Here is a 23,599-nt window from a genome sequence, read left to right on the forward strand (position 1 = left end):
GGATCCGCTGCTGCGTCCGTGTCCCCCGGCCGGTCCGGCCGGGGGACACGGACGTTCGGGGCGCCGGTTCCCGGGCGGCTCAGGTCATGTATCCCGGGCTTCCTTCCGCGCCGCGGCCCTCATCGGGTGCCGCGCCACCGGGCGAGCCGCCGGCGTCGCCGCCCGTCGCGGCCTTGGCCTGGTCGGCGGTCTCCCGGCCGGTCCGGCGCAGCCCCTCGGCCGTCTCGGCTCCCGCGTCCTTGACTTGCTCCTGGGTGGTGGAAACGGCTTCCTGCGCGGCGGACTTGACGGACTCCACCGCCTCGGCGGCGGGTCCGCGGAGCTCGTCCCCGACGTCCTGTGCCGCCTCCATCACCGTCTGCTTGACCGGCTCCAGCAGCTCCTGACCGTGCTCCCGCAGCTGACGGCCGGCCCGCTCCTCCGCCTCGGTGGCCGGCAGCAGGCCTCCTGCCAGCAGACCGGCCCCGAAGGCGATGAGGCCTGCGGCCAGCGGACTGCCCTGCGTCTGCCGCTTGGCCCGCTCGGGTGCCTGCTGGAGGGTCTCCGCCATGTCGCCCACGGCCTCGCGGGCGGTGTCCGCCATGTTCTCCGCCGCCTGGCCGGTGCCTTCGGCGAGGCCCTGTGCGCTCTCGTGCGCCGTGCCCATCACGCGCTCCTTCGCACCGGTCAGCCCCCGACGCATCGAGCTGACCCGCCGCTGCGCCATCCGGCGCGGGGTCATCTTGTCGGCGAGCAGATCGACGTTGCGCGCCAGGTGGGCACGCCTGTACTCCACATCGGTTCTCAACTGATCGGGTGTCGTGCCCATCGGACGTCCTCCTTCACCGCTTCCACGGTCTGTTCCGGCTTGAGGTTGACGGTGCGCAGCTGGGCGCGTCCGTTGACGAAGAGGACGGCGCCGGCCACAGCCCAGACGGCCGTGACGATCAGCGCCGCCCAGGCGATGTCCATCACGTGGGCCAGGGCGAAGACGATCGTCAGGCTGCCCAGCAGCAGGGCCAGGTGTCCGGCGTAGCCCGCGCCGCCCAGCATCCCGGCGGCCTTGCCCGCCTTCGTCGACTCCTGCTTGATCTCGGCTTTCGCCAGTTCGATCTCGTCGCGGACCAAGTGCGCCAGGTCGGCGCCGATCTCGCCGATCAGGTCACCGATCGACGGTTCGGTCTGCGGCTCGGCGGCCCGCGGGCCCGCCGCGGTCCACCGGGGCGCCGCCGACGGGGCCGGCGGTCGTTCGTGGGCTGTGATGGCCACGGTCAGCCCCCTTCCGTCGGGACGGCGCCGCCGGTTCCCGGCCCGGAGCCCGGCGGGTGCGCCGGCGGAGCGGGTGCGCCCTGCGGGGCCGGGGTCACGTGCGGGGGCTGCGACTGTCCGTAGGTGTCGAGCGGATCCGCGTAGGCCCCTCGGCCCGCGCCCGGCGGCGGGCCCGTGCCCTCGGTACCGGGCGGGCCGGCGGCGGGCCGACCGCGTTCCGCAGCCGGGGCGGCGGTGCCGGAGGGCGCCGGGGCACTGAGCCCGTGGGCCACGCGCGCAGCGGCGAAGCCCGCCAGTGCGGCGCCGGCGAGGAACACGCCGGGGCGGCGCCGGGCGAAGTCCTGGAGGTCGTCGACCAGGCCCTCCGGGCCCCGCCGTTCCATGCGGTCCGCGACCTGCCGGCCGCCTTCCGCCACCCGGCCGACCAGCCCGGCCGCCGGTGAACCGGCCGTGCCGCTCTCGCTCATCTCGCGCAGCTCGTCCGAGAGCCGTCGCACGTTCTGGGCGAGCCGGCGGGTCTGGGACCCTGCCTGGTCCTGGAGTTGGCCCTTGAACTCGCCGATGAGGTCCCTGGCCTGGCTGGTGGCCTCGCCGACGACGTTCGCCGTCTGCTCCTTGGCGGTCTGGGCCACGTCGGTCGCCTTGTCGCCGACCATCGCGGCGCTGTCCCCCAGCGCGTCCTGGGCCGTTCGCGCCACCGCCGCCGACGTGCTCTGCGGTCGGCGGCCTGTGTCCTGGATGTCAGTCAAGGCTCCTCCTCGTAAGTCCAAGCAATCGATCGGTTCCTCTCTCCGGCGCGTACCCGCCCGGCCACAACAAACCCCAAAAACGGCAAAATGGACATATGGCATCACGGGTGGAATCCGCGCCGAAACGGGTAACAGAACCGTTCAGCAACCGCATACGAACGCGGAGGGGTGCGTGATCGGTGATGGCCGACTGCAAGATCCCCGACTACCGCACGGGCAGGCGCGGGCGCCACTGGACGCACGCCCTGCGCAGCGCACAGCGAGCCGGGGCCGTGATCGTCACGGATGACACCGGGGAGTCCGTGTCGTACTCCCACACCGACAGCGGCCCGGGCCGCCTGCGGCCGTGGGTCAGCGCGAGCGGCGTCCGGTACGACAGTTACGAGGTGCATCCGGAGTGGTAGTCCGCTCACCGGCGCCCGCAGCAGCGCGGAGGAGGAGCAGGGCGGAGGAGCAGCAGGGCGGACCGGACATGGAAGGGGCCCGCCCCTTGGGACGGGCCCTCGGTCCGGCAGCACGTTCACGCGCTACCAGCGGTACCAGCGGCCGCCACCGCCACCACGCGGCCGGGCCACGAAGCCGATCAGCCAGATCACCAGGACCGCCAGCGCGATCCACCAGAGGATCTTGACGGCGAACCCGGCGCCGAAAAGGATCAGCACGAGCAGAAGAACGAGAAGCAGCGGCACCATATTCATCACCCTCCGGCTGGCGCGGGCGGCCAGGGACTCGGCGTCTTCCCTCGGAGGCACCGTCCATGCACGCTCTTATGCGATTCTTATGATCGGTTCACCGGCTCGGGCCTCAGCCCGTGGACAGGGCGCCGCGGCCGTGCCAGTCGAGGCAGACCACCAGCGCGTCGTCGTCCGCGTCGGCGTCGCGGTAGTCCCCGAGCGCACGCAGCACGGCGGCCGGGACGTCAGCCGCGGGCAGCAGACCGGCGGAGGCGATCGCCCGGGCCAGCGCTTGCTCCTCGTACGGTTCGCCGCCGGGCGAGGAGGCGGCGTAGACCCCGTCGCTGACGAAGACCAGGCGGTCGCCCGGCAGGACGCGAAATTCCTGCACCGCGTACTCCGACTGGTCGAACATGCCGAGGGGGAACTGCGCCTCGAAGGGGATGCGCTCGACCGCCTTGTCCCGGTGGCGCCACAGCTGCGGGGAGCCGGCGTCGACGACCTGGACCCTGCCCGTCGCCAGTTCGAAGGAGAGCAGGAGGGTGGAGACGTGCGCTTCGCCGCGGTGGGCGGCGTACAGGGCCTGGTCGGCCAGGGCGGCCTGGTCCGCGATGCCGACCCCGGCGCGCCGGGCGTTGCGCAGGGCATTGACCGCGAGGTTGGTCAGCAGGGCCGCGTGGATGCCTTCACCCATGCCGTTGGTGATGGTGAGGGTGAGGTTCTCCGCCGTACTGGCCCAGTCGAAGTTGTCCCCGTGGATGGCGTAGGCGGGCTCCAGCTGGGCGCCGATGGAGTACTCGGCCCGTGAGCAGGCCCGGGCCGGCAGCAACTGCCACTGCATCTCCGCGGCCAGGGTGAGCCGGCTCACGCGACGGGCCTGGAGGTAGATGTCGGTGTCGCGCTGTGCGACGAGGATCTCGTGGCCGAGCAGGCCGGCGATCTCCGCGAGGTCGTTCCGGGTCTCGGGGGTGGCGAACTCGCCGGGCAGGGACACCGAGAGGATGCCGAGCCGGTCCCCGCGCACGGTCACGGGCAGGTGCAGGACGAGCACGCCCGGCCCGGCGTCCTCCTGGCAGGGCTCCTGACTTCCGAAGGCCCGCCCCGCGACGGTGGTGTGGACGGACAGCGCGGCGGCGCTCCGGGGCACGGCGGTGACGGGGTGCAGGGTGGCGAGGCTGTAGTCGGCCATCAGCAGTTCCACGCCATGCGCCCCGTAGTGGGTGGCGAGGGCGGAGCGTGCCACCTCGATCAGTGCATGCGGGGCGGCTGCACGCAGGGCGCGCTCGACAGCCAGGAAGTTCGTCATCGTCGGGTCAGGCTCTCTTGGGAATCACGGCGGTCGGGGGTCACAGCGGTCGGAGGTCACGGCGGTTGCAGGACCCGCGTCGGAGCGTAGGGGCATATCGGGCAAGACCGGGTGTGCGGCGGCTCGGGCGACGGCCGGGAGCTGCCGGGATGGCTAGGACAGGGTGCGGGATGACACAGTAGGCCAATGCCCGCGTCCGGCCCGCCCCCCGATCACCTGGCGACCGCGCACGCCCTCAGTACGGTCTCGCAGCTGCTCGACGTGCTGTGGGCTCGCGGCCAGGAAGCGGCGGCTACCGGAGCGATCCCGCCGTCCCAGCTGCGCGCCCTCTTCGTCGTCGAAGGGAACCAGGGCACCAACCTGCGGGCGCTGGGCGAGGCGTTGGGCTCCCGCCCTTCGGCGGTGAGCCGTCTGTGCGACCGCCTGGAAGCCGTGGGGCTGTTGCGCCGGACGGCGAGTGCCCACAGCGCGCGTGAGATCGAACTGCACCTCACCCGGGCCGGGCGGGACACGCTCGATCAGATCCGCGCCTTCCGCCGGAGCGAGGTGACCGACGTGCTCGCCACGATGTCTCCCGTGCAGCTGGCCGCCCTCGCCAACGGGCTCGCGGCCTTCGAGGACGCCGCCGGGGCCCGCACGGGCTTCCCCCGTCGCGATCCCGGCTCCCCGGCCGCCGTAGCGGAAACTGCCTGAGCGGAACCCCGCCGCGCACCGGTCCCGGAATCGGGGCTCCCGGTACGCACGCCCCCACCAGCGATTGTTGCCATGTGGAAACTATATCGCTAGCGTGGGCAGCCTGGTCGTGCATCAAGGCCGGAACTGCGGCTGTCCGCCGTCGAGGTGGAACCGCCGCAGAACCCGAAGCGAGTGACGACCACGAGGCCGGCCTCGCGCAGCCAATGAGAGGCCATCTGTGCCGACGACTCGAATTCATCACCTGGGCAACGACCTGTTGAGCGTGACCACGGTCCGGACCGAGAACGCCTGGATCATCACGGTCAGTGGAGAGGTCGACGTCGATACCGTGGAACCCCTGCGACGCAGTCTGGAAGCGGCTTCTTCTGCCCGTCTGCCCCTGCCCGTCCTGCTGAACCTGAGGGACGTGGACTTCGGCGGTTCAACCCTGGTCAACACCCTGCTGCGGGCTCGTCTGCGCATCGGGCCGGACCGGCTCAGCCTCGTCGACCCCGGCCCCCGGGTGATCCGGCTGCTCCGGCTCACCGGCCTGGACGCCCACTTCGCGATCGGCCGCCGCCCGGCGGCCCGGCCCCAGCCGGACCCCGTCCCCAAGGTCACGTACCTCCCCTGACCCGAGGGCCCCTGAGGGCCCCTCCCGTCACAGGAGATGGCCCGCCGCCGGAAATGGGGCGGCCGGGAGCGGGTAGTGGGGGGTCATGACCGACGTGACACCGAACGAACCGAACCCGAACGAACAGCAGCCCGACAAGGACGTCGCCGACTGGGTGACCGGCGACGAGCCGGCCACCGGCCCACAGCTGAGCTACCTGCACACCCTGGCTCGGGAAGCGGGCGAGGACGTGCCCGGGAAGCTCACCAAGGCCGAGGCCTCACAGCTGATCGACCGCCTCCAGCAGGCCTCGCCCCGGACGGCCGCTCCACAGGGGTCCGTGCCCGCCACGCCCGCCGACGGGGCGGCCACCCGGCCCGGAGATACCGAGAGCCCCTGACCGGGACGCCGTCCCCGCGGCCTTGCGCCGTGCGTGGCGGTTCCTCCCGCCGGCGGCCCCTCGATCAGTGGCCCGGGCGGCCGTGGCACTCGTGGCGGCCGTCGGCGCCTTCCTCGTTGAACCAGTAGTCCCCGGCAGCGAGGTAGCGCCGACGGGCCTCCCCGGCCATGGCGACCGCGCTTCGGGTGGCGTCGGCCGTGGCGGCGGGGAGTTCGGGGCGGTCCTGACGGGGCTGGCGTTCGAACACGACAGGCTCCTGACGAAGCTGGGGTGGGATCTCCCCCATGATGGCGCCGCACCCCGCGTCCCGCAGGTCGAGGCGGCTCCGTCCCCCGCGGGGGGGGCCGCCGGCGGATGCGCGCCGGGAGCCCGCTCAGGACGCCTTGCCCGTACGCCCGAGGCCGATCGCGACCAGAGCCGCCGCGGCGATCATGATCACCGTGTCGATCAGCAGGACCGAGTGCACCCCCTCCAAGAGCGAGGCCCGCGTGGTCGCGAGGACACCGAGGAGCGGGATCCCGATGGTGATGCCGACCTGCTGCGTGGTGGTGACCAGGCCGGTCGCCAGGCCCTGTTCCTCGTCCGGGACACCGCTCGTGGCGATCACCCCGTACGAGATGATCGAGCCGAGGTGGAACATGCTGGCCACCGACACTGCGAGGGTCGCCACGACCGCTCCCGACTGCGCGCCCACCGTCAGCAGCGCCGCGGTGAAGACGCCCTGGCCGAGCAGCGAGCCGATCAGGGTGCGCCGTGCTCCGAGCCGGCCGATCACCTTCGGTGCGTACGAGCCGGCGACGGCGGAGGCGACGCCCTGGGCCCCGAACACCAGGCCCGTGCGCAGGGAGGACAGGCCGAGGGTCTCCTGGAGGTAGAGCGTCAGGACGAACACGACCGTGGACATCATGGAGAAGGAGACCAGACCGCCGAAGTTGCCCCAGGCCACCGTGCGCCGCCCCAGCATCGGCAGTGACACCAGCGGGGCGGGCGACTTCGACTCGACCGCGACGAACGCGACGAGCAGGGCCACGGCGACGACCAGCGTGCCCCACACGTCCGCTTCGCCGAAGCCGCGCTGCGCCGCCGTCGACAGGGAGTAGATCAGTGCGAGCAGGCCGAGGGTGACGGTGACGGCGCCCGGTACGTCCAGCCGGGGCCGGTCGGGGGTGCGCGATTCGGGCAGCAGTCCGGGGGCCAGCGCGAGCACGATCACCGCGGTGGCGGCCAGCAGCCCCATCGTGGAGCGCCAGCCGAGGGTGTCGGTCATGACGCCGCCGAGGACCATGCCGACGGTGAATCCGAGGGACAGCAGGGTGCCGGAGATGCCGAGCGCCTTGTCGCGCAGCGGGCCCTCGGGAAACGTGGTGGTGAGCAGGGACATGCCGGTGGGCACGATGACCGCCGCCCCGAGGCCCTGGAGGGCCCGCCCGGTCAGGAAGGACGCCGGATCCCAGGCCGTCGAGGCCAGCAGGGAGGCCGCGCCGAAGAGGACGAGACCGGCCAGGAACAGCTTCTTGCGCCCGTAGAGGTCGGCGATGCGGCCGAAGAGGAGCAGGAAGCCGCCGGAGGGCAGGGCGAAGGCGGTGACCGCCCACTGGAGGGCGGACCGGCTCAGGCCCAGGTCCTTGCCGAGGACCGGCAGGGCCACGTTCAGTACGGAGAAGTCGAGGGCCACCATGAACTGGGCGGCGCAGAGCACGAAGAGGACGAGCTTCGCCCGGCCGCCCAGCCGGTCCTCGCGGGGGGCCGCCGACTGCGGCCCGGTGGTAGTCACTTGGGTATCGATCGCCATGGCCACCACCCTGGTGGCCGGGGAATGCCCGTGGAGAGTGGGAACTTATCCTGTTGGTGTCACCACCAGGCAGCCGACAGGGGGAACGAGTGGCTACACCGACCGGGCATCACCGCCGTGGCGAGCTGCGGGAGTTCCTGATGAGCAGGCGGGCCAAGGTCAGCCCGGCGGACGCCGGTCTGCCGGCCGGCGGGGGCCGGCGCCGCACGCCGGGCCTGCGCCGCGAGGAGGTCGCGGTGCTCGCGGGAGTCGGGGTGTCCTGGTACCAGTGGCTGGAGCAGGGCCGCGACATCACCGTGTCACCCCAGGTACTGGACTCCGTCAGCAGGGTCTTGAAGCTGACCAGCGTCGAGCGCCGGCACTTGTACGTGCTCGCGGGACTGAACCCGCCCGCCCTGGCGGTGGCGCCGGGCGACCAGGACATGTGCGACGGGCTGAAACGGCTGATCGACACGTGGATGCCGTTCCCCGCACACATCATGGACGCGTACTGGAACATAGTGCTGTACAACGACGCGGCGTCGACGGTGCTCGGCATGCGCCCGGACATCGTGCAGAACTGCCTGGTCTCGTTCTTCACCGACCCCGTGTACAAGGCGCGGGCCCGGCAATGGGAGAAGATCGCCGCAGTGGTGGTCGCCCAGTTCCGGGCGGCGTGCTGGGAGTTCCCCGACGACGACGGGTTCCGTGCGGTCGTCGAGCAGGCCCGGGAGCTGAGCCCGGAGTTCGCCGCGCTGTGGGAGCGGCGCGACATCCGGCCCGGCGGTCAGCTGCAGAAGGAACTGGAGCACCCGGTCGTGGGCACGCTCCGGTTCGAGTCGACCCAGCTGCGGGTCCCGGCCCGGCCCGACCTGGCGATCGTGCTGCACACCCCGCTGCCGGGCACCGGCACGGCGGAGAGGCTGGAGTGGCTGAGCTCGCCGGAAGGCCGGCGGGGTTCGATGTACCCGCTCGCCGGCTGAGCTCCGTCCCGCTCGCGGCCGGCCGCCGGTCCGGTGGCCGAGGCGAAGGGCTCGCCCTTCCGGAAGGGCGGCAGCCGCTCCGGCACCGGCTGGAGCCCGCGCCGTGCGGGCTCTCCTCGGCCACCCGGCGGCGTCTCAGACCGTGTCTTCGAGGAAGCCGCCCGACTGGTGCTGCCACAGCTTCGCGTAGGCGCCGTCCGCGGCACGCAGTTCGTCGTGGGTGCCCTGCTCGATGATCCGGCCGCGGTCCAGGACGACGAGCCGGTCCATGGTGGCGACCGTGCTGAGGCGGTGGGCCACGACGAGCGCCGTGCGTCCCTCCATGAGCCGCCACAGCGCGTCCTGGACGAGGATCTCGCTCTCGGAGTCCAGGGCACTGGTCGCCTCGTCGAGCAGCAGGACCGGCGCGTCGCGCAGGATCGCCCGGGCGAGGGCGACCCGCTGGCGCTGGCCGCCGGACAGCTTCACACCGCGCTCGCCCACCATGGTGTCGAACCCCTCCGGCAGCGCGTCGGCGAACTCCGTGACGTGCGCCGCCTGCGCCGCGCGGCGGATTTCCGCGTCCGTGGCGTCCGGCCGGGCGAAAGCGATGTTCTCCCGCAGCGTGCGGTGGAACATCGCCGGGTCCTGCGGCACGTAGGCGATCAGGCTCCGCAGGTCGGCCTGGCAGAGCCTGCTGATGTCCTGTCCCCCGATGAGGATGCGGCCGGCGTCGATGTCCGTCATGCGCAGCAGCAGGCGGGTGAGCGTGGTCTTGCCCCCGCCGGACCGGCCCACGAGGCCGATCTTCGACCCGCCGGGGACGGTCAGGTCGAGGCCCTCGAAGAGCGGGCGCGCTCCCGCGTGGGTGAAGGTCACCTTCTCGAAGCGCACGTCGGAGCCGGCCCCGGACAGCAGCGGCTCGGGGCGCGGCGGGTCGAGGACGGTCGGCGGCACCAGCAGCAGTTCGGTGAACTGGGCGGCCTCCGTCATCGAGCTCTCCAGGCGACGGTAGATCTGGTTGAACTCGAACATGATCCGCGTCGCGTTGGAGTAGTAGGTGAAGGCGACCACGACCGCCTCCACGCCGTGGCCCTCACCGGCGAGTGCGACGGCGAGGAGCAGACCGAGCGCGTTGGTCACCACGGACATCGGCGCGACCAGCGTGTCGATGCGCAGGTTGCCGTAGTCCCACGAGCGCAGCGTGAGCCGCCGCGACTCGGCGACCCGCGAGCGGTGCTCGGCGGCCTCGCGTTCCTCGGCGCCGAACGCCCGGATCGTGTCGATGTTCATCAGGCTGTCCGCGACGTGGCCCGAGACCCGCGCGATCGCTTCCTCCCGCTCCCTGACGAGCGACTGGCGGCGACGGATCAGGGGCGCCACCCCCAATGCCGTCAGTGCGATCATCACCAGCAGGATGACCACGAGCAGTGGCTCGTAGTGCCACAGCACCACGGATCCGAAGGCCAGCGGTACGAAGCTGCCCACGACGGAGAAGGTGAGCGTGTCGACGAGCTCCTCGAAGCGGGAGGCGAAGCTCAGGACCCGCTTGGTCAGGGACCCGGCGAAGTTGTCGTGGAAAAAGGCCGCGTCCTTGGCGAACAGCTCGTCCATGCCGATCACGTAGAGGCGCTCGATGCCGCGGGCGTCGAGACGGTTCAGGCAGTGCAGTCCGATGCGCCACAGGGCCTCGGCGAGCAGCAAGGTCACGGCGAAGCCGAGGACGTAGGGCAGCATCGCGCGGATGCCGGGGCGGGTGTCCCCCGCGATGCGGCCGATGAGCTTCGCGACGACCAGCGGCGCGATGTAGTTGATGCCGATGTTGCCCAGCGCGGGGAGCAGCATCGCGGGTGCGGTCAGCCACTTGAGGCGGGCCAGCTCCCGTCCGTAATAGCGGAGGGCGAGGAGCGTTGCGCCCGTGCCCGGTGTACCTTCGGGTAATTCGTGCGATGCCATGTCAAACCCTGCTTTGTGGGACCGACGGCCAGGAGTCGCAGTGTCCTGCAAGGACGCCCGGGCCGTCCAAGTCTTTTCCCCGCCGCCCGCCGCCGTGCGCCACAGTGCGCCCCGTGCGCCGTACGCGCCCACCGCGCGCCCGCCGGACCCGCCCTGGTCCCGCTCTCCGGGACCACCGCCCGGTCCCGCGCCTGTGCGGGTGTGAAGGGTTTGCAACGGAAGGTCGGCCGCACGGCACACGGGTACCCCCGGGGCACCCCGGGGCAGGACGGAAGACCACCTTTCGTATGACTCTACAAGAGGGGCCAGCTGACCAGCCAAGTCCTTTAGGGGTTCGGTGACTTTCGCCGACAGGGCCCGCCGGATGTACTTGCGCTATTCCGCATTAACAGCACGTGAACGAGGCTTCGGAGGGGACAGTGGGGGGCTTCCTGATGATCACCGAGACTTCTCCCGCCCGCGGTGGCCGGCCCGGTCTCACCGGGACGGCAGATGGTCGGCGCCCACCCGCGCCGATCTCCCGCGGGTGTCGCTGACCGAGCTGATCTTGAGGCGGAATCGCCAATCCCCACTTGTAACCCCGGGCCCGCCCGGGGAACCCCCACAGTCTGCGACAAAGGAGAGACCATGACCGCGCACACTCAAGAAAAGAGCATCCAGGAGCTCGAGCGCACCTGGATGGACGAGGCCATCGGCCTTGCCACCAACAGTGTGGAGAACGGCGGCGGTCCGTTCGGCGCATTGATCGCCAAGGATGGCGAAATCGTTGCGATCGGGAACAACAACGTCACCTCGCATCTGGATCCGACGGCGCACGGCGAGGTGACCGCGATCCGTGCCGCGTGCCAGGCGCTGGGCACCTTCTCGCTCGAAGGCTGTGTCCTGGTCACCTCGTGCGAGCCGTGCCCGATGTGTCTGTCCTCCGCACTGTGGGCGCGAGTCGACCGGATCATCTTCGCCGCTGACCGTGATGACGCCGCGGTGGCCGGTTTCGACGACCGCAAGTTCTACGACCTGCTCGAGAAGCGGCCCGCGGAGCTGTGGCCGATGGAGATCGAGCGAGTGGACATGCCGAACCGTACGGCGCCGTTCGAGGCGTGGCTCGCCAAGTCCGACCGCATCGACTACTGAAAACCCGGTTCACCGCCCTGTCCCGGCCCGCGCGTGCGGCCAGGACAGGGCGAGTTCGTTTGGCCGGAAGGGATCTCCGCCGCCCCGCAACGCCGGCGGCGGGCGTCCAGGGCCACGGCAGGCAGCCGAAAAAGGGTGCCCCCGCAGTCGTGCGAGTAGACGCACACGTGCGGGGGCACCCTTGTCGGTCCGGGTGGACGGTCGGCCGGTCCGGGCGGACGGTCAGTCGTCTTCGCTTTCGAAGCTGCGCAGCAGATCGGCGGCGACGCTCACCGCGATCGTCGCGGGTTCCTTGCCGGTGATGTCCGCCAGCCCGATCGGCGTCTTGATCCGGTCGATGGTGGCCTCGTCGTGACCGCCCTCGGTGGCGAGGCGCTTGCGGAACCTCACCCACTTGGCCGCCGACCCGATCAGCCCGATGGAGCCGAGCTGGGGGGTGCGCAGGGCGGCGTCGCACAGAGCGGCGTCCTCGGCGTGATCATGGGTCATGATCAGGACGTGGGTGCCGCGCGGCAGCTCCTCCAGCACCTCCTCGGGCAGCAGCGGCGTGTGGTGCACGTGCACCTGCGCCACCGAGTCCGCCAGTACGTCGAGCCGCTCCTTGGTGAGCATGTCCGAGCGGGTGTCGATCAGATGGAGGTCGAGGTCCTGACGCGCCAGGATGCGCGCCAGTTCCAGCCCGACGTGGCCCACGCCGAACACGGCGACCGCCCTCACCACCGGCAGGGGTTCGAGCAGTACCGAGACCGTGCCGCCGCAGCACTGCACGCCGTGCTGGTTGGTCACCTTGTCGTTCAGGGCGAAATCGATCAGCTCCGGCTCGGCCTTGCCCGCGGCGATCATCGCCCTGGACCGATCGATCGCGACGGCCTCCACATTGCCACCGCCGACCGAACCCCACGTCTCACTCTGCCCCACCACCAGTTTCGCGCCGGCGTCGCGCGGGGCATGGCCGCGGACGGTCGCGACGGTCACCAGCACGCCGGACTCCCGGCGTGCCCGCAACCGTGCGACCGCAGCGACCCACGTCATGTCAGGCACCGCTCAACGCGGTCGCGTCGGTGCGGACCCTGCCGCCCGCGGCGTGACCGCCCGCGACGTAGCCGTCGACGGCAGACCCCTCGCGGGCGTCACCGTCCGCGGAGGCATCGGCCTGGCGAGCCGTCTCGATGGCCCAGTACACCGCCTCCGGCGTCGCGGGCGCGGCCAGCTCGACGCTGACCCCGCTCGGACCGAACGCGGCAGCGGCCTGCCGCAGCGCTTCGCGCACGCAGAACGCCAGCATCAGGGGAGGCTCGCCCACTGCCTTGGACCCGAACACCGCGCCCTCTTCGTGGGCGTTCTCCATCAGCGTGACGTTGAACTCCTCGGGCATCTCCGAGAAGCTCGGCAGCTTGTACGTGCTCGCCGCCTGGGTCAGCAGCCGGCCGCGGTTCGGGCCGTCACTGACGTCCCAGCGCATGTCCTCCAGCGTCAGCCAGCCCGCGCCCTGTACGAAACCACCCTCGACCTGACCGATGTCGATCATCGGGGAGAGGCTGTCGCCGACGTCGTGCACGATGTCCACGCGCCGGATGCGGTACTTGCCGGTGAAGCCGTCCACCTCGACCTCGGCCGCGGCGGCGCCGTACGAGAAGTACTTGAACGGCGAGCCCCGGAACGTCTTCGCGTCCCAGTGCAGACCCTCGGTCCGGTAGTAGCCGGACGCCGACAGCTGAACCCGCTGGAAGTACGCGGTGCGCACCAGGTCGTCCCAGGCCAGCTCCTTGTCGCTGCCCAGGGTGCGCGCGACGCCCTCGACGATGCGCACGTCCGAGGCGTTCGAACCCAGCTGGCTGGCGGCCACCTGCAGCAGCCGCGCGCGCAGCTGCTCACAGGCGTTCTTGACCGCGCCACCGTTGAGGTCCGCCCCGGAACTGGCGGCAGTGGCCGAGGTGTTGGGGACCTTGTCGGTACGCGTGGGGGCCAGCCGCACCTTGTGCAGCGGGATACCCAGCGTGGTCGCCGCCACCTGCAGCATCTTGGTGTGCAGGCCCTGGCCCATCTCGGTGCCGCCGTGGTTGATCAGGACGGAACCGTCCTTGTAGATCAGCACCAGCGCGCCGGCCTGGTTGAAGGCCGTGAGGTTGAACGAGATGCCGAACTTGATGCCGGTGATCGCCAGCGCCCGCTTGGTGTGCGGGTGCGCCGCGTTGAAGGCGGCGATCTCGCGCTTGCGGTCGGCGATGCCGCCGTTGTTCTCGACCTGCTCCCAGACGGCGGCGATCCGTTCCGCCTGCGGGACCGGCTGGCCGTACGGCGTCGACTGACCGAGACCCGGCTGGTAGAAGTTGCGCTTGCGCAGCTCCATCGCGTCCAGGCCGAGCAGCGGCGCGACCCGGCCCAGGATGTCCTCGATCACCAGCATGCCCTGCGGTCCGCCGAAGCCGCGGAAGGCCGTGTTGGAGACCTTGTTGGTCTTGGCGATGCGACCGGCGACCCGCGCGTTGGGGATCCAGTACGTGTTGTCGATGTGACACAGCGCGCGGGCGCACACCGGCTCGGACAGGTCCAGGCTCCAGCCGCCGTCCGCGGTCAGCGTGGCGTCCAGCGCCTGGATGCGGCCGTCGGCGTCGAAGCCGATCTTCCACTCGGCGTGGAACCCGTGCCGCTTGCCCGACATGGTCAGGTCCTGGGTGCGGTTGAGCCGCACCCGGACCGGCCGGCCGGTCAGCTTGGCACCGAGCGCGGCGATGGCCGCGAAGCCGTGCGGCTGCATCTCCTTGCCGCCGAAGCCACCGCCCATCCGCAGGCACTGCACGGTCACCTCGTGGCTGTGCAGACCGAGGACGTGCGCGACGATCTCCTGGGTCTCCGAGGGGTGCTGGGTGCTGCTCTGGATGAATACCTGCTCGGCCTCGTCGATGTAGGCCAGCGCGGCGTGCGTCTCCAGGTAGAAGTGCTCCTGGTCGGAGAACTGGAACTCGCCGGTGAACACGTGCGCGGAGTCGGCGAAGCCGGCGTCGATGTCGCCGGTCTCCATCACGGGCCGGGCGCCGTGGAAGCTCTCGGCCTCGATCGCTTCCTTGAGCGTGATCACGGAAGGCAGCTCGTCGAGCTCCACCTCGACGGCCGCCGCACCGAGCCGGGCCGCCTCCAGGGTCTCGCCGAGCACCCAGGCGACCGCGTGGCCGTGGAACATGACCTCGTCGGGGAACAGCGGCTCGTCGTGCTTCATGCCGGCGTCGTTGACGCCGGGCACGTCGGCCACGGTCAGCACGCGGACCACACCGGGCACGGCGAGCGCCGGCTCGGTGCGCAGCGCGGTGATCTTGCCCCGGGTCTTCATGACCTGGACCGGGTAGGCGTGCAGCGCGTCCTTGGTGCGGTACACCAGGTCGTCGGTGTAGAGCGCCGTACCGGTGACGTGCAGGAACGCACTCTCGTGCGGCATGGAGACGCCGACTACGGGCTTCTCGGGACGCTCGGACAAATGGCTCATGACGACACCGCCTCGGTGGTTTGCGCGTGCAGCTTCAGCAGGCTCTGGCCGAGCATCGCGGAACGGTAGATGGCGCTGGCGCGGTGATCGCTCATCGGCGTGCCCTCGCCCCGCAGCACGCGGGCCGCGGCCTCGACGGTCTCCGCCGACCACGGCTTGCCCTCCAGGGCCGCCTCGGTGGCGAGTGCGCGGATCGGGGTGGCGGCCACGCCGCCCAGACCGATGCGTGCCTTGCGGACGATCCCGCCCTCGATGTCGAGGGCGAAAGCGATCGCCACGCTGGAGATGTCGTCGAAGCGACGCTTGGCGATCTTGTGGAAGGCCACGACCGGCGACAGCGGCAGCGGGATGCGCACCGCGCGGATCAGCTCGTCGGGACGGCGCACGCTCTGCCGGTAGCCGGTGAAGTACTCCGCCAACGGGACCACGCGCTCGCCGTCGGCGTCGGCGAGCACCAGCGACGCCTCCAGCGCGAGCAGCACCGGCGGGCTGTCACCGATCGGGGAGCCGGTACCCAGGTTGCCGCCAAGGGTGCCGCTGTTGCGGATGAGCCGGGAGGCGAACTGCGGGAACAGCTCGGCCAGCAGCGGGACGTCGCCGTCGAGGCGGCGTTCGATCTCGGTGAGCGTCACCGCCGCGCCGATCTCGATGTGGTCGGCTTCGACGCGCAGCTCCCGGAGTTCGGGCAGCCGGTCGATGGCGACGACGCACTCCGCCCGCCGGGAGCGGATGTTGACCTCGACGCCGTAGTCGGTGGAGCCGGCGACCACCACCGCGTCCGGCCGCTCGCGCAGCAGCTGGAGCGTTTCGGCCAGGGTGTCCTTGCGCAGGAACGTCGCGCCGTCCTGGGTGTACTCGGTGGCGACCGGTGCCGGCGGGGACTGCTCGCGGCGCTGCGCCAGCGGGTCCTCGTCGGTGGGCTCGCCGACGGCGTACGCCGCGTCGCGGATCGGGCGGTAACCGGTGCAGCGGCACAGGTTCCCGCTCAGCGCGTGCAGGTCGAAACCGTTCGGACCGTGCTCGTGGTCGGTGCTGTCGTCCGAGCCCGAGTCCGAGTCAGAGCCCGAGTCCGCGTGCGCACAGCGGTCCGGCCGGTAGTACTCGGCGGCCATGCTGCAGATGAAGCCCGGCGTGCAGTACCCGCACTGGGAGCCGCCACGGACCGCCATCTCCTCCTGCACCGGGTGCAAGGTGGCGGGCGCGCCGGATTCACCGACGGTGGCCAGACCCTCGGAGGTGATGATCTCCTGGCCGTCGAGCGCCGCGGCCGGGACCAGGCAGGCGTTGACCGCCACCCAGTCGGTCGGCTTGTTCACGCCGGGACGGGCCACCAGGACCGAACAGGCGCCGCACTCACCCTCGGCGCAGCCCTCCTTCGTGCCGGTGAGGCCACGCTCGCGCAGGAAATCCAGCACCGTGGTGTGGGGTGCAGCCGGGGAAATCGGGGTTTCTTTCCCGTTGACCGTGATACGCGCCGCTACCATGGCACGTCCTCATTTCGGCACGCGATCGATCGGACTGTCTTAGTAGCCATTTCTGAGCTTTCTACTTCGGTGGCGCAGCTCGAGAACCCGGAGCGCAACAAATCAGCACGCGACGACGTGCCTGAGCGGTGATGGAGACGCAAAGGTGATGGAGACGCAGAGATGCCCGGGGCCTCAAAATGGGCACACCGGGAAAGGGAACTGCTCAGCAGCCGTGTGCTACACGGCCCGGAGCCCAGGCGACCTGGTGAGCGAGGCGAAGCAGTCCGGAGATGGTCGACATCCGACTTCGCCTCCTTCAAGTAGCTCACGAGTCGTTGATGTCGAATTTACGTCGCCGCAGTACATCGGTCAAGCCAATGTCGGGTCGATTTCATGAAGACCGACCGCTTACCGGGGCGCCCCCTCGTACGCGGAACCGAACGAACACGTCGAAGGGCCCGGCACACGGGATGTGTGCCGGACCCCGGGCCTGCGGGTTCAGCTCAGGTGGTGCGTGTCGTTGAGCGCGCGCACCGTGGCGGTGCCGTCGACGTCGTACGTCACCGTGGACAGGGAGGCCGCTGCGACCTCCATGCGGAACAAGGTGCGCGGCGGCGCCTGGAGCGCGAGGCGGATCAGGGTCCTGATGGGGCCGACGTGGGAGACGACCAGGACGGTGGCGCCGGCGTACCGGGCCAGGAGACCGTCCCGTACGGCGGCGGCCCGGCGGGTGACCTGTTGCATGGTCTCTCCCGCGCCCGAGGGCGCGGCCTCGGGCGAGGCGAGCCATGCGCTCAGGTCGTCCGGGTGACGTTCGCGGACCTCGGCGAAGGTCAGGCCCTCCCAGAGACCGAAGTCCGCTTCCCGCAGGTCCCGGTCCACCTGAACGCCCAGCCCGAGGCGCGCGGCCACGGACCCGGCGGTCTCCTGACAGCGCCGCATCGGTGAAGTGACGACCGCCTCGATGCCGCCGCGGCGGGCGAGGGCCTGCGCTGTGGCCTCGGCCTGGCGGCGTCCGGCCGGAGAGAGTCCGGGGTTGGATCCCCCGCTGCCGGACAGGCGCCGCTCGGGGGTGAGCAGGGTCTCGCCGTGCCGCAGCAGCACGAGCGTCGTCACGTCACTCACTTCGCGGTCTTGGCGAAGTGGTCCCGTACGGCGTCGGTCTGCTGCTCCATGACGTCGATGATGGCCTCGACCACCTTGAGGTCGGCGTCCTCGGCGATCTCCAGGGTCCGCGACCAGTCGAAGAAGCTGCGGTCCGGCTCGTTGGTGATGGGGAACACGCGGATGGTGGCCTCGTAACTGGCGACTCCGCTGGTGGGGGCGACGGCCCGGTAGGACTGGGTCTTGTTGATCTCGTCCCGGGCGGCGATCTCCTGCTGGACGAGGCGGCCGTTGAGCGTGAGCTTGAAGTCGTAGCGGGCCGGGACCGTGTCCACCGAGGCCCCGTCCACCCAGGTGACGTCCCGGTGGATGTCCAGGTCGCCGGGGGAGACGATGTCCAGGATCTGCATGGCGTCACGGACGGTAGCCCACACGGTGTCCGGGTCGGCCTCGAGGACGGTCGAGTGGTACATGGTGTGCTTACGCTGGATCGGCACGGGGTCTCCTTCTACTACTGGTTGACGAGGTCGGTCTTGGCGACGAGGTGGTTCCCGAGGATCAGGTAGTCGATCTCGGTGCCCATGAAGCAGTTCAAGGCGTCGGTGGGGGTGCAGACGATGGGTTCGCCGGCGACGTTGAACGAGGTGTTGATCAGGCACGGCGTGTCGGTGAGCTCGATGAACTTACGCAGCAGTGCCGTCAGCCGTGGGGTTCCCTCGTCCGTCAGGGTCTGGATGCGGGAGGTGCCGTCCACGTGTACGGCGCCGGGGATGCGGTCCTTGTACTCGTCGCGGACGGGGAAGACGAACGTCATGTACGGGGAGCTGGTCTTGCGCCCCATGTCGAAGATCTTCGGCGCCTGCTCCTCCAGGACGAGGGGAGCGAACGGGCGGAAGGGCTCGCGGTGCTTGACCCGGGTGTTGATGATGTCCTTGATGTCGTCGAAGCCGGGGTTGGCGATGATGCTGCGGTGCCCCAGCGCGCGCGGTCCGTGCTCGACGCGGCCTTCGAACCAGCCGATGACGACCTTCTCCGTCAGCAGCTTCGCCACATGCCCGATGACCTCGTCATCGTCCAGGCGCGAGACGTGGACGCGGCCGGCGAAGGCCTCGAGGGCCTCCTCGATCGCGGCGTCGTCGTAGGCCGGCCCCAGATAGGGGGTGACGGGTGCGGCGGCGGCACGGATGCTCGCGGGATCGGTGTCGGGGTGGCCCAGCCAGGCGTGGGCCGCGGCTCCGATGGTGATGCCGGTATCGGAGGCGCCGAAGCTGACCTGCATGTCCTCGAAGCGGGAGCCCTCGAACAGCGGGGTGCTGTTCAGGCAGTTCAGGGCGACGCCGCCTTCGAACAACAGCCTGTCGAGATCCGTCCTGTCCTCCAGGTGGCGGACCTGGTGGGCGGTGGCGACGTTCAGCATCTGCTGTGCGGCGGCCGCGACGCGGGCCTTGTATTCGAGGGTGTCCTCGAAGGGTCCGAAGTACTCCTCGAACAGGGCGTCGTGACTGTGCAGGTTGTCGGTCTGGAGGGGCTTGGTGAAGGTGTAGCGGCCGTCGTCGTGCAGGGTCAGAAGATGCTCGACGAACGGGTTCGGGTTCGGTGGGGCGGTGTATCCGGCCAGGCCCATCACCTTGTACTCGTCGTTGTTGGGGACGAAGCCGAGGAAGCGGGTGATGGAGGAGAACAGGGTGCCGATGGAGTACTCGGCGCCGGTGACGGTGTCGTCGAAGACGGTGATCCGGCCGTCGCGGATCTCGCCCGTCAGGGTCGAGAAGCGTTCGGCGCGGCCGTCGCTGACGAGGAACGCGGAGTCCTTCATGCCGGCGAGGTAGTAGCCGGTCGTGGCGTGTGCCAGGTGGTGGGGGACGAAGCGGACCTTGGCGGGGTCGGGGCGGTGTCCGGTGCGGGCCTCGAAGTCCGCGAGGATCGCCTGGTGGCTGACGACCTGGTCGAACAGGTCGGAGATGTTGCCCATGAGTTCGGTCTTCGCGGCCTGCGGCGACGGCGAGCTGCGGATCCCGTCCAGGATCTCGCCCAGGATCTGGCTGGACCAGTCCCAGGGGAAGGCGAACAGGTCGACGTCCTCGAACGTGATCCCGGCTTCCCTCAGACACCAGTCGATCGCGTTCGCGGGGAAGTCGGTGGTCTTCTTCTCCCGGTTCAGACGCTCTTCCTCCACCGCGGCGACCAGGCGGCCGTCCACCAGGAGTGCGGCGGCCGCGTCGTGGCCCAAGAGGTAGTGCTTGTTGACGCCGGTCGCACCGAGGCGTTCGGAGAAGAACTCCGACACCCGGCTGAAACCGTTGCATCCAAGAACAATCACGGTGTTCCTTCCTGTCGTGCGGCTACTTGACGATCAGCAGGTCGCGGAGTTCCTCACCGGCCGCGGGCGCCTGGCACAGGCCCGCGCCGGTGAACCCGGCTGCGTACAGGAAGCGGCGGGTGGGGTGCTCCCCGATGAGGGCGGTGTTGTCGGGGCTGGCGTCGAAGTCGCCGGACCACGCACGGTGCAGGCCGATGCCGTCCAGGGCCGGGAACAGGGTGCCGAGGTGCCCGGCGACGCGGCCGAGCCAGGCTTCGCGCGCCTCGCCCTCCTTGGGTGCGCCCATGGCGAGGAGGATGCGGTCCTTCCACGAGCGGATCCGCAGGCCTGATGCGGCGTGCATCGTCATCGGTATCTCGCGGTGCGGGGACGGCGGGACGTCGGTGAACAGCATCTCCATCGTGCGGGGTGCCAGCGGCAGGTCGACCGATGCCATGCCTGCCACCTCGCCGGACCAGGGCCCGGCCGTGCACACGATGGCGTCGGCCTTGATGCTGCCCTGCGGGGTGTGGACGGTGTGGTCGTCTTCGATGCGTGTGACGGGTGTGTGGGTGAACAGCCGGGCGCCGTGGTTGCGGGCGGCGGCGGCGTAGCCCCGGACGATGTCGAGGCCGTCCACGTGGTACGCCTGGGGAGACCAGGCGGCGGCCAGGACCGCGCGTTCGTCGACCAGCGGGTTGAGCTCCGCCGCTTCGCGGGCGCTGATCAGGCAGACTTCGACACCGACGGCCCGCTGGGCCTGCTGTTCGGCCTCGAAATCGGCGATCTGCCGTGCGTCGGTGAACAGCACCATGAACCCGAGCCGCCTCATGGCGAGGGGGGCCGCGGTGTGGCGGGCGAAGTCGTGGTAGGCGTTCAGGCTGCGCACGGCCCTGCGCCCCGTGGAGGGGGCGCCCGGGAAGTAGGTGCGGACCATGCCCGCGGTGTGCGCGGACGCCCCGCCGCCGAGGCCTCCGCGTTCCAGCAGCACGGTGTTCACGCCGGCTGCGGCGAGGTGGTAGGCGGCAGAGGTTCCGATGACTCCCCCGCCGATGACGACGGCGTCGGCGCGGGCGGGCAGGGCGCTCGAGGTCTTCTCTGCTCCGGGCACGGCTACGCGGCTCCCTCGGCGCTCTGCTGGCGCAGGTGGTCCCCGGTCTCCCACGGGTACAGCTGGAGGTTCCAGCCGCCGAGGCAGTTGATGTAGAGGGCCATCTGGCTGGTGACGGCGTAGAAGTCCCCCCGGTCGAGGCTGTCGAGGACGTCGAGGAAGCGCTGGGTGAACGCCCACAGCTTCTCCAGGCCGCAGTAGCCCAGGAACTCGGCGGGGACGCCGACCAGGAGGCGGGTCATGTGGATGAGGGAGGACATCGGCATGTCCTGGACGGCGGCGCGGACGAGTCCCCCGTAGGCGGCGTAACCCAGCGGCCGCGTCTCGCCGTTGACGAAGAGCAGGGTGGGGAGGACGGTGCCGAAGTTGCCCGCCTGGGAGGGGATGACGCCCTGGTGGAGGCCTTCCAGCTCGACCGGGGGCGCGAGCCAGATCTTCTCCGTCTCGGCCAGGATGTCGGCGATCAGCTGGGCGGCGGTCGCGTTGGTGGCGCGGAGCATCGGGATGCGGTGGCCGCCAGGTTCGCCCGCACGGCGGACTTCGGCGAGGATCTGCTTCTTGGTGGAGTAGACGGCGTCCCAGATCGCGGCCCCGGCTTCCAGCAGGGCGGGCATGTCCTCTTCACGGATCTGGCCGACGGGAGTGGCGGGCATCGGCTCGGTCAGAGTGCCGTACTTGATGCCCAGGTGCTGCAAGCCGGAGCAGAAGACGGTGCCGTTGGGGGCCTCGCGCCGGTCGGGGATGCGGGTGGCGTGGGGGGTGTGCAGCAGGGTGGGTATCGGCGCTACGTGGTAGAGGTGCTCCCCCGCGATGAGGGCGTGCCCCTGGAGGCTCTGGTAGGGCAGCGACTCCCAAAGGGCGTCGGCCAGCGCCGGGTTGCGGCCGTCGAGGTCGGCGGTGACCGTGATCCCCAAGTCGGGCCAGGCGATCTCTATCTGACGTTCGGGCAGGTTCTCGGACATGACTTTTCCCCGTTCGTTGGTGCGGCCTGTCCGAGGAGTACATCGTCAACTGGCCTGATTGAGACAGGCGTTAAATACATGAACCTTGATCATCCCGAGACGTGCGTTTCTACGAGAAGCAGTCCCTCCGGTTAGGGAATCCGCAGCTCAGACGGTCCGCGCGCGCGACGGCTCCGAGGCTCCCGAGCGCCGCCACGGCTCGTCCGATCGCCGGCCTTGGGAGCACTCGCGCCCGGTCGGCCCCTCGGCCGGGTGCACGGCGGCTGACGTGAACACCGACGGTACGTGGTCCGGGCGCGATGACGAGGTGGTCGCGGAGCGTGAACCGGTACGCGCGGCTTTGACGGCGGCGTAGAACTCGTCAGCCGGTCCGTCCAGAACACCGCCGGCCTCGCCACCGGTGTCCTGGTCTACGGGGTCGCCCTGGGCGGCATCGCCTCCGTCGCGTTCTCCTTCGTCCTGGGCGGCATCGGCGCGCGATCATCGCGGGACGCCGGCTGGCACCGCACCTGGGCAACTGGACCGCCACGCTGACGGCGGGCGCGCCCTCACCCCCCCACCGACAGCCGGCAGGGCGGCTGGAGCTTCGCCGTGGCCGTCCCCGCGCCCGCCGTCGCACGACCATCCGACGGAGCGGCTTCGCCAACCAGGACGCCGCCGAGACTGCACTCCGCCGGTTCCTGACGAGCCGTTCACCGGACTCGTGTTCTGCCGCTCGACGGGCGGCCGCTCCGGCCGCACCAGGTCCTCAACCGGCTCCGCCGAGGTTCACCATCACCGCCGGCGTACCGCTCACCGTGGCGTCCAAGACGCGGCGGCACTCCACCCCTGTCGACCACCGCGAACGTCTGCAACGAGCCGCCCGGCGTGGCTGCGACCATCATGGCCCCGGACGCACGAAGGGCCGCCCTCCCACTCATGAGAGAACGGCCTCCGACCTGCATGAAGCATGGTCGGGACGACAGGATTCGAACCTGCGACCCCTTGACCCCCGGATCGATGAGTCGGGGTCAAAACCCTGACATACAGGACGATTTGAGGGCGTCTCATGTGCATGAATGCGCGTGTCGTGTGCCTGCGGGCAGAGGCGCTGGCCCCCAACTGGTCCCCAATCAGCCGTCAAGCCGAGGCGTCTCCCGGGCGCCCGCTGGGGGTCGCCGCCCCGGATTTGGCGTGCATCGCACAGCCTGTCGAACCTCCGGGTCGGCCCCTCAAAGCGGGCTGGCCGCACCTCACACGTGACGCTCATCAATCTCACGCCGCCCTGAGATCGTGACGGCGACGTAGGCAAGCCGGTCATCGGTGAACTGCGCCCCCGTCACATTCCCGTCGCCGTGCTCACCGGCCTGCTGGACCGGTCGGCGCTGTACGGCGTGCTGGCCGAGATCGAGGTGCTCGGCCTGGACCTGGTCGAAATCCGAAAGCTCACCCCGGAACGCACCTCATCAGAACCAGGTCACCGCGGCTCACGCTGACGGCCCTCCGCAGGCAGCGCCCGGGACCGGTGCCGGCTGATCCGGCGCGGGACCGGTCCGGCGCACCGTCCTGCCCGGTGGTATGACCCCCAGCGGTCCGCCGGGCGAATTCCAAACCGTAGGGAGAGGCACCGTGAGTGCCGAACGGCGCGAGAACCCCGACGCGATGCTGTGGCAGTCGGCGTTCCACGCCGGCATCGGCCTCGATGAGGGTCA

Annotated in this window: 23 protein-coding genes and 1 pseudogene; 8 read left to right on the plus strand and 16 right to left on the minus strand. The window is 70.6% G+C overall.

Features of this window, described 5'->3' with window-relative positions; translation table 11 throughout:
- Window positions 1–79: 79 nt before the first annotated feature.
- Genes IE207_RS16595 through IE207_RS16605 form a run of 3 tightly spaced genes read right to left on the minus strand, consistent with a single transcriptional unit; the run spans window position 80 to window position 1,997 of the window.
- Window positions 80–808, minus strand: coding sequence for a DUF3618 domain-containing protein (locus IE207_RS16595; RefSeq protein ID WP_190184978.1), 729 nt, complete (start codon window positions 806–808; stop codon window positions 80–82).
- Window positions 784–1,248: a phage holin family protein gene (locus tag IE207_RS16600; RefSeq protein WP_229873774.1), complete on the minus strand. Its 465-nt coding sequence runs from the start codon at window positions 1,246–1,248 to the stop codon at window positions 784–786. Before IE207_RS16600 ends, IE207_RS16595 begins: the two co-directional genes overlap by 25 nt.
- A 2-nt stretch (window positions 1,249–1,250) precedes the next feature.
- A complete protein-coding gene (locus tag IE207_RS16605) occupies window positions 1,251–1,997 on the minus strand; it encodes a hypothetical protein (protein WP_190184979.1) in 747 nt (248 codons plus the stop codon).
- A 182-nt stretch (window positions 1,998–2,179) separates the two neighbouring features.
- Between IE207_RS16605 and IE207_RS16610 the strand changes: the two genes are divergently transcribed.
- Window positions 2,180–2,401, plus strand: a complete 222-nt coding sequence (locus IE207_RS16610) for a hypothetical protein (protein ID WP_190184980.1) — start codon at window positions 2,180–2,182, stop codon at window positions 2,399–2,401.
- Between the two features lie 123 nt (window positions 2,402–2,524).
- On the opposite strand, the gene IE207_RS16615 is transcribed toward IE207_RS16610, so the two are convergent.
- Entirely contained in the window at window positions 2,525–2,689 is a 165-nt protein-coding gene (locus tag IE207_RS16615) for a hydrophobic protein (RefSeq protein WP_190184981.1), read from the minus strand.
- Window positions 2,690–2,801: 112 nt separating this feature from the next.
- The gene (locus tag IE207_RS16620) at window positions 2,802–3,977 is read right to left on the minus strand and encodes a PP2C family protein-serine/threonine phosphatase (protein ID WP_190184982.1); all 1,176 of its coding nucleotides are present in this window, start codon (window positions 3,975–3,977) and stop codon (window positions 2,802–2,804) included.
- Between the two features lie 186 nt (window positions 3,978–4,163).
- Here IE207_RS16620 and IE207_RS16625 point away from each other — a divergent pair, with 186 nt between their 5' ends.
- The 3 genes from IE207_RS16625 (at window position 4,164) to IE207_RS16635 (ending at window position 5,665) form a co-directional block, all read left to right on the plus strand.
- Window positions 4,164–4,670 (plus strand): MarR family winged helix-turn-helix transcriptional regulator, encoded by a 507-nt coding sequence (locus IE207_RS16625; RefSeq protein WP_190184983.1) that lies wholly within the window; start codon window positions 4,164–4,166, stop codon window positions 4,668–4,670.
- A gap of 220 nt (window positions 4,671–4,890) precedes the next feature.
- Window positions 4,891–5,286 carry an STAS domain-containing protein gene (locus IE207_RS16630; RefSeq protein ID WP_190184984.1) on the plus strand — a complete coding sequence of 132 codons (396 nt, stop codon included), beginning with the start codon at window positions 4,891–4,893 and terminating at the stop codon, window positions 5,284–5,286.
- 85 nt (window positions 5,287–5,371) lie between these two features.
- On the plus strand, window positions 5,372–5,665 hold the full coding sequence (locus tag IE207_RS16635) for a DUF3072 domain-containing protein (RefSeq protein WP_190184985.1): 294 nt from the start codon (window positions 5,372–5,374) through the stop codon (window positions 5,663–5,665).
- A gap of 64 nt (window positions 5,666–5,729) precedes the next feature.
- On the opposite strand, the gene IE207_RS16640 is transcribed toward IE207_RS16635, so the two are convergent.
- Both IE207_RS16640 and IE207_RS16645 read right to left on the minus strand, forming a co-directional pair.
- Window positions 5,730–5,912: a hypothetical protein gene (locus IE207_RS16640; protein WP_190184986.1), complete on the minus strand. Its 183-nt coding sequence runs from the start codon at window positions 5,910–5,912 to the stop codon at window positions 5,730–5,732.
- Between the two features lie 126 nt (window positions 5,913–6,038).
- Window positions 6,039–7,457, minus strand: coding sequence for an MFS transporter (locus tag IE207_RS16645; RefSeq protein ID WP_190184987.1), 1,419 nt, complete (start codon window positions 7,455–7,457; stop codon window positions 6,039–6,041).
- Between the two features lie 89 nt (window positions 7,458–7,546).
- On the opposite strand from IE207_RS16645, the gene IE207_RS16650 reads away from it, so the two are divergent.
- Window positions 7,547–8,419, plus strand: a complete 873-nt coding sequence (locus tag IE207_RS16650) for a helix-turn-helix transcriptional regulator (RefSeq protein WP_373304715.1) — start codon at window positions 7,547–7,549, stop codon at window positions 8,417–8,419.
- 135 nt (window positions 8,420–8,554) lie between these two features.
- Here the strand turns inward: IE207_RS16650 and IE207_RS16655 are convergent, their stop codons facing one another.
- Window positions 8,555–10,354, minus strand: a complete 1,800-nt coding sequence (locus IE207_RS16655; RefSeq protein ID WP_190184988.1) for an ABC transporter ATP-binding protein — start codon at window positions 10,352–10,354, stop codon at window positions 8,555–8,557.
- Between the two features lie 627 nt (window positions 10,355–10,981).
- Here IE207_RS16655 and IE207_RS16660 point away from each other — a divergent pair.
- The gene (locus IE207_RS16660) at window positions 10,982–11,485 is read left to right on the plus strand and encodes a nucleoside deaminase (RefSeq protein WP_190184989.1); all 504 of its coding nucleotides are present in this window, start codon (window positions 10,982–10,984) and stop codon (window positions 11,483–11,485) included.
- Between the two features lie 222 nt (window positions 11,486–11,707).
- Here IE207_RS16660 and xdhC read toward each other — a convergent pair whose 3' ends face one another.
- From xdhC to IE207_RS16695, 8 genes are all read right to left on the minus strand, one after another.
- The gene (xdhC, locus tag IE207_RS16665) at window positions 11,708–12,517 is read right to left on the minus strand and encodes a xanthine dehydrogenase accessory protein XdhC (RefSeq protein ID WP_190184990.1); all 810 of its coding nucleotides are present in this window, start codon (window positions 12,515–12,517) and stop codon (window positions 11,708–11,710) included.
- 1 nt (window position 12,518) lies between these two features.
- A complete protein-coding gene (gene xdhB / locus IE207_RS16670) occupies window positions 12,519–14,966 on the minus strand; it encodes a xanthine dehydrogenase molybdopterin binding subunit (protein WP_190184991.1) in 2,448 nt (815 codons plus the stop codon).
- The gene (locus tag IE207_RS16675; protein WP_190184992.1) at window positions 14,963–16,450 is read right to left on the minus strand and encodes a xanthine dehydrogenase small subunit; all 1,488 of its coding nucleotides are present in this window, start codon (window positions 16,448–16,450) and stop codon (window positions 14,963–14,965) included. The genes xdhB and IE207_RS16675 overlap by 4 nt, the downstream gene beginning before the upstream one ends.
- 480 nt (window positions 16,451–16,930) lie before the next feature.
- Window positions 16,931–17,548, minus strand: a complete 618-nt coding sequence (locus tag IE207_RS16680) for a histidine phosphatase family protein (RefSeq protein ID WP_373304716.1) — start codon at window positions 17,546–17,548, stop codon at window positions 16,931–16,933.
- Window positions 17,549–17,553: 5 nt separating this feature from the next.
- Complete coding sequence (locus tag IE207_RS33195) at window positions 17,554–18,033, minus strand: SRPBCC family protein (protein WP_229873775.1); 480 nt, start codon at window positions 18,031–18,033, stop codon at window positions 17,554–17,556.
- Between the two features lie 14 nt (window positions 18,034–18,047).
- The gene (locus IE207_RS16685) at window positions 18,048–19,856 is read right to left on the minus strand and encodes a carbamoyltransferase family protein (protein WP_190184993.1); all 1,809 of its coding nucleotides are present in this window, start codon (window positions 19,854–19,856) and stop codon (window positions 18,048–18,050) included.
- Window positions 19,857–19,878: 22 nt separating this feature from the next.
- The gene (locus IE207_RS16690; protein WP_190184994.1) at window positions 19,879–20,946 is read right to left on the minus strand and encodes an NAD(P)/FAD-dependent oxidoreductase; all 1,068 of its coding nucleotides are present in this window, start codon (window positions 20,944–20,946) and stop codon (window positions 19,879–19,881) included.
- A gap of 2 nt (window positions 20,947–20,948) precedes the next feature.
- The gene (locus IE207_RS16695; protein WP_190184995.1) at window positions 20,949–21,908 is read right to left on the minus strand and encodes a cucumopine synthase-related protein; all 960 of its coding nucleotides are present in this window, start codon (window positions 21,906–21,908) and stop codon (window positions 20,949–20,951) included.
- Between the two features lie 348 nt (window positions 21,909–22,256).
- Here IE207_RS16695 and IE207_RS16700 point away from each other — a divergent pair.
- Window positions 22,257–22,397 (plus strand): annotated as a pseudogene (locus IE207_RS16700) (CbtA family protein); the annotation flags it as partial.
- An 845-nt stretch (window positions 22,398–23,242) separates the two neighbouring features.
- Complete coding sequence (locus tag IE207_RS16705) at window positions 23,243–23,383, plus strand: hypothetical protein (protein ID WP_190184996.1); 141 nt, start codon at window positions 23,243–23,245, stop codon at window positions 23,381–23,383.
- Window positions 23,384–23,599: the final 216 nt, after the last annotated feature.

The organism is Streptomyces cirratus (assembly GCF_014650775.1).
In the GTDB taxonomy this organism is placed as follows: Bacteria; Actinomycetota; Actinomycetes; order Streptomycetales; family Streptomycetaceae; genus Streptomyces; species Streptomyces cirratus.

What these genes read in the sequence shown, in the direction of transcription:
- xdhB (WP_190184991.1), bottom strand. Translation starts at nt 14,966, where the DNA reads ATGAGCCATTTGTCCGAGCGTCCCGAGAAGCCCGTAGTCGGCGTCTCC.
- IE207_RS16615 (WP_190184981.1), bottom strand. Translation starts at nt 2,689, where the DNA reads ATGGTGCCGCTGCTTCTCGTTCTTCTGCTCGTGCTGATCCTTTTCGGC.
- IE207_RS16675 (WP_190184992.1), bottom strand. Translation starts at nt 16,450, where the DNA reads ATGGTAGCGGCGCGTATCACGGTCAACGGGAAAGAAACCCCGATTTCC.
- IE207_RS16620 (WP_190184982.1), bottom strand. Translation starts at nt 3,977, where the DNA reads ATGACGAACTTCCTGGCTGTCGAGCGCGCCCTGCGTGCAGCCGCCCCG.
- IE207_RS16595 (WP_190184978.1), bottom strand. Translation starts at nt 808, where the DNA reads ATGGGCACGACACCCGATCAGTTGAGAACCGATGTGGAGTACAGGCGT.
- IE207_RS16655 (WP_190184988.1), bottom strand. Translation starts at nt 10,354, where the DNA reads ATGGCATCGCACGAATTACCCGAAGGTACACCGGGCACGGGCGCAACG.
- IE207_RS16625 (WP_190184983.1), top strand. Translation starts at nt 4,164, where the DNA reads ATGCCCGCGTCCGGCCCGCCCCCCGATCACCTGGCGACCGCGCACGCC.
- xdhC (WP_190184990.1), bottom strand. Translation starts at nt 12,517, where the DNA reads ATGACGTGGGTCGCTGCGGTCGCACGGTTGCGGGCACGCCGGGAGTCC.
- IE207_RS16635 (WP_190184985.1), top strand. Translation starts at nt 5,372, where the DNA reads ATGACCGACGTGACACCGAACGAACCGAACCCGAACGAACAGCAGCCC.
- IE207_RS16660 (WP_190184989.1), top strand. Translation starts at nt 10,982, where the DNA reads ATGACCGCGCACACTCAAGAAAAGAGCATCCAGGAGCTCGAGCGCACC.
- IE207_RS16695 (WP_190184995.1), bottom strand. Translation starts at nt 21,908, where the DNA reads ATGTCCGAGAACCTGCCCGAACGTCAGATAGAGATCGCCTGGCCCGAC.
- IE207_RS16610 (WP_190184980.1), top strand. Translation starts at nt 2,180, where the DNA reads ATGGCCGACTGCAAGATCCCCGACTACCGCACGGGCAGGCGCGGGCGC.
- IE207_RS16645 (WP_190184987.1), bottom strand. Translation starts at nt 7,457, where the DNA reads ATGGCGATCGATACCCAAGTGACTACCACCGGGCCGCAGTCGGCGGCC.